This is a genomic window from Tardiphaga sp. (assembly GCF_028290495.1).
GTDB lineage: Bacteria > Pseudomonadota > Alphaproteobacteria > Rhizobiales > Xanthobacteraceae > Tardiphaga.
Window position 1 is genome coordinate 1 of record NZ_JAQGJT010000204.1, and the last position, 2643, is coordinate 2643.

A 2643-nucleotide genomic window follows, 5' to 3' on the forward strand; every position below is an offset into this window, starting at 1 on the left:
AACGAACAAGGGGCGGGGTTTATTCCAGCGGTGGGGGCTGTTTTGCTTGTCGATGTTCATCTGTTTCCTGCGAAATGCAGTTCGCAGGAAACGTGCGAGAAGACGGAATGCTCGTATGCGTCAGCCAGCCGCTCAGTCTTCCGTTTGTTCGGCCATCTCGAGCGCGTCGTCGACTTCGATGCCGAGGTATCGCACTGTGCTCTCAGGTTGGTATGGCCGGACATTAGTTGTACGGCCCGGAGATCTTTCGTACAGCGATAGTGTTTAGAGGGGAATTCACATCGAACGGCAGTGCATCTCTCCAAAGCGGACTTTTCGGAACGGATCGCGGCAGACCGTTTCCTGGCAGGTCTGCGCCGGACGACCATGGGCTCTCTTTGGTGTCAACGCCTACCCGCCTTCATTGCTGTCAACTACTTGCGGGATCTGTTCCCTATAAAACCTCGACAAAACCCATTGATTGCAGACCTCCCTTGATCAGTTTGCTGCTGGCGATGTCCATCGTGTTTACCGCCGTCGGCGCGGCGACTCCAGCTCGCGCGGATGTCGATTCAGACACGGCCGCCATCACAATCGGCTGCTGCGTTGGACGGAGGCGTTCAACGCTCGCGATGCTGCAGGGGTCTGCGACGTGTTCCCCCGACTTGATTTCGACCGTTCCCGAAGCGCTTGATGGTAGTCGAGACGCGCTCCGCGGGAGGCTCAGTGCCGTGCTGGCAAAACCTGATTTGCAACTTCATTACGACAGTCCCGATCTTCGCGAGATCATTGTTTCCGGGGATATCGCCATAGTCCGGCTGTTCTGGACACTTACTGCGCAGAAAGGTGTCAAGTCGAGCGTGAGTACCGAAGCGGGGATGGACATTTTCAAACGGCAGCCCGATGGCAAGTGGTCCATTGCCCGGTTCATCTCGTTTAGCGCAACGCCGAACAAAGTGCTTCAGTAAGCGGCCGCTTGCTGCGGCGAAGACCTGCCCCTGAGTTCAGCACTCTTCAATAACTGGGAGCGGCCACTTTCGGTCGGCAGGTATCCAGAATTCGCGCGTCTGAGAATGTCGGGTGACGGGACACCGGAATGCGTCTTGCCGACCCACAACGGACGACCGTCCTACGCGGCTCGGGTGGTCGGTTCTGGGTGGCAAGCGGTCATTCACAACCGCACTTGCGATGTCATCGCAGCCCCGTTTTCCCGTCCGCGCCGCTATCGAACGCGGCCGGAGGCTAACGTCGAAAGTGCAAATGACTCAAGCGGTGCCTGCCGGTCCCCACACGATGACATCGCCGTGCCAAAGGTTGATCCTGCGAGCGTCCACCGGAGACTCATGCTCCTTGAAGAGAAATGCGCTAGCCATTCCCAATACAAATGCAACGATAGGCGCGCCACCTTCTGGCCAGCTCATCTCCTGATGCAAAGAGACGCGCGCGCCTGGCGAAGAGTGACTGTCCAGACTGACGTCAGGGGCGAAGTTATTGAAGCCCACAGCAGCGGCGGCGTCCCGCCCTAAACTCCTCAATACTTCTGGCATTGCCGCACGCGGCACGTCGATTAGAGAATGATCTTTACTTCGCTCGATTGTCGTCCAGCCCAGATGAAAACATGTTGTGGAGTCGCCGGACATGCTCAGTCCACTCGGCGTTACAGAGGGGCGATTAAGTGGCGATTTTTGTAGCTCGGCTAGGCCGCGCTGCATTTCTTGCCCGTAGCGCAGCGCAAACCCACGCAATATAAAAGCGCCATGCTCGAGAGCGAGATAGTCAGGGTAGTCGATCATCAAGTGAGCCTTGTCAGTCATAGGAATTTGCATGTCAGAAAAGTAAAAGGGCTCCAGGAAGCCGTTCGGGTAGTTGGCAGCAGCCCCGCACTACTTCACTGGCTCTTTGGACACGACGTCCACCACCTGGTTAAGGGGCTCTGTTTCGTCTGGTTCGATCACGGCAGCGAGACCGGTCTCTAATCCGGCATGCCGTTCAAATAGAGCTAGAAGTTCAGGGCGCAGTCCGTCACCGCGTTGGGCAGCGAGAGCGTGAAGCGAGAGAAATGGCAGCATGGTTAAACCCCATTCAATGAAAGACAGGCGAACGCGATGCCGATGAGAGGATTGACGTATTGGGCGCGCGCGTGATGGGCGAGGTTCGATCGCGCCCTCCGTCGTGCGCCGACCTCGGCTACTGCGGGATTGAATGATCAATCTATGGCAGCCGCTCGATACAAACACTCCGTTTCTTGCTATTTAGTCCGCCCTGAACAATCGTCAAAGCCTTTACTGGCGGGAGTTTAAGGGCGAAACCGATTGCTGGAATTGCAGGATATGAGCACATTAACGTTTAAAACCCTGCAAATTCTGACGAGGTCCGAATGGGTCCGAAAGCACGTGTGACAGAGCGAGATTTTTTCCGACAACCGCTGCTTGAGCAGATCAATTTGAAGCATCCTCTGGTGCGCTTGGCTGGCTTGATCGATTGGGAGCACCTGGGCGCCGCGATGAGCGAGAGCTTCGTGTCCCGTGCCGGACGACCCGCGACATCACCACGCCTGATCGCGGGCCTGCTTTATCTGCAACACGCATTTGACCTGTCTGATGAGGAGGTCGTGTGGCAATGGGTCGAGAACCCCTATTGGCAGGTCTTCACTGGCGAGACGCT

At 56.8% G+C, this 2643-nt stretch carries 3 protein-coding genes and 1 pseudogene; 2 read left to right on the forward strand and 2 right to left on the reverse strand.

The features are described from left to right. Positions 1–132 precede the first annotated feature (132 nt). Positions 133–260, reverse strand: a pseudogene (locus tag JWQ24_RS27990) (integrase); the annotation flags it as partial. 213 nt (positions 261–473) lie between these two features. Here JWQ24_RS27990 and JWQ24_RS27995 point away from each other — a divergent pair. Next, positions 474–947, forward strand: a complete 474-nt coding sequence (locus JWQ24_RS27995) for a nuclear transport factor 2 family protein (protein WP_299815711.1) — start codon at positions 474–476, stop codon at positions 945–947. Positions 948–1244: 297 nt separating this feature from the next. Here the strand turns inward: JWQ24_RS27995 and JWQ24_RS28000 are convergent, their stop codons facing one another. After that, positions 1245–1793: an alpha-ketoglutarate-dependent dioxygenase AlkB gene (locus JWQ24_RS28000; RefSeq protein WP_299815714.1), complete on the reverse strand. Its 549-nt coding sequence runs from the start codon at positions 1791–1793 to the stop codon at positions 1245–1247. Between the two features lie 563 nt (positions 1794–2356). Between JWQ24_RS28000 and JWQ24_RS28005 the strand changes: the two genes are divergently transcribed. Beyond that, positions 2357–2643: transposase (locus JWQ24_RS28005; RefSeq protein WP_299815717.1), on the forward strand; the 287-nt coding region annotated here is incomplete at its 3' end.